The organism is Cronbergia sp. UHCC 0137 (assembly GCF_034932285.1).
GTDB lineage: Bacteria > Cyanobacteriota > Cyanobacteriia > Cyanobacteriales > Nostocaceae > Cronbergia.
Window position 1 is genome coordinate 8,232 of the sequence record NZ_JAYGHC010000065.1, and the last position, 1,494, is coordinate 9,725.

Here is a 1,494-nt window from a genome sequence, read left to right on the forward strand (position 1 = left end):
CCTGACTTCTGACTCCTAACCCTAATGAAAAGACTTTTTCATCAAACCCTACTTAATTGATCAGCAAAATTTTATAAAAATCCATGAAAATCATCAAAAAAATATTTGCAGGTTCATTTTTAGTCATTGGGTTGAACATACTTTTAGTAGGCACTATAGAATTAATAGATTCTCGTAAACCCAATCAAGATAAAGAAGGCGCATTAGCGGCAATAGTTCTATTTGGTATACCATCAACATCTGTAGGAACATGGATTATTTGGGGTTTACGCCAGCAGCATCAACAGAAAATTAAACAATTGCAATTAGAAAGAGAGCAACTATTTCTGCATTTATTACAACAAAAAGAAGGAAGAGTTACGGTTACAAAATTTGCCTTAGCTGCTCAAATACCTATAGAAGAAGCTAAACAATATTTAGATGAAAAAGCTAAACAACTAAATGCTAATTTTGAAACCAGTGACAACGAAGGAATTATTTATAGATTTCCTGAATAAATCATGGATGATTAGTCAGTGATTGCAAATAAACATAACTATGTGAAGAAAACTGAACGAGCCTAAAACCCCCCTGCCCCCCTGACAGGTGTAGGTTTTTCACAATTGGGTGAAGGCAGGACTTGGAAGACAAGGAGGTATTGTAGACAAGGAAGATTTTATACAAAAAATGGTCTGTTGAGCGTCAGTTTTTGTGACCAATCGTACATGATTTATAGGATTTTCCTCCCTTGTCGCCTTGTCTACCTTGTCCTCCAAGTCTTGCCCTTACGACAATGTAAAATACCTACCCTTGTGAGCCTGCCCCCCTACCCACCTACTTAAATCAAAAGCAATCAAGTTTGATTGTCAAATTCCAAAATTGTAGACTATAATAAAAACATAGAACATACATGGGTCCGTAACGGTTTCGACAGGTTGGCGAAAGCTACTCTGTGATTCAGGTCGAGAGTGAGTCTCCTCTCGGAAATCAAAGGCTCGAAAAAAAAGTAAATGCGAACAATATCGTAAAATTTGCTCGTCGGGAAGCTCTAGTAGCTGCCTAAAAACCTCTCACAGGTCCGAGCGTCTCTAGTCTGACTCCGTTAAAGGCTACAGACCAAACCCCAACGGATGCTCTAGTAAGCGTTCTCTGGTTGGCTTACTGGCTAAGATTAAATCAGAGCATCCTACGTTCGGGATAATGAACGATTCCCGCCTTGAGGGTTAGATAGGCTAAACCTGTGAACGAGCGGGGGGTCAATACCCAATTTGGACAGCAGTTCGACTCTGCTCGGATCCACTTAAAATTTCTAAAAAGTCCACTTATTCAACCGTGTAAGTGGGCTTTATTGTTAGGTATAAACGAAACAGAAAGGTTTGAGGTTGCCTCCCGACTGTTGGAATGACGAACATACCTTAATCTTGCATAAGTTTTATAATTATACAAAAGGCCTCAACAGTTATTTAGGGCTTGCTGATAGCGTAGCGTGCCGTTAGGCATATAAAGCTAAAACTG

1 protein-coding gene and 1 other RNA gene are annotated in these 1,494 nt (G+C 39.3%); both read left to right on the forward strand.

Annotation, left to right across the window (positions count from 1 at the left end; translation table 11 throughout):
- The first annotated feature begins 83 nt into the window (after nt 1–83).
- Nucleotides 84–497, forward strand: coding sequence for a hypothetical protein (locus VB711_RS23020; protein ID WP_323288679.1), 414 nt, complete (start codon nt 84–86; stop codon nt 495–497).
- A 394-nt stretch (nt 498–891) separates the two neighbouring features.
- Nucleotides 892–1,281: a transfer-messenger RNA gene (gene ssrA / locus VB711_RS23025) on the forward strand.
- The last annotated feature ends 213 nt before the right edge of the window (nt 1,282–1,494 follow it).

Bases quoted from the DNA above. Each gene is read 5' to 3' on its own strand.
- VB711_RS23020 (WP_323288679.1), top strand. From the start codon at position 84: ATGAAAATCATCAAAAAAATATTTGCAGGTTCATTTTTAGTCATTGGG.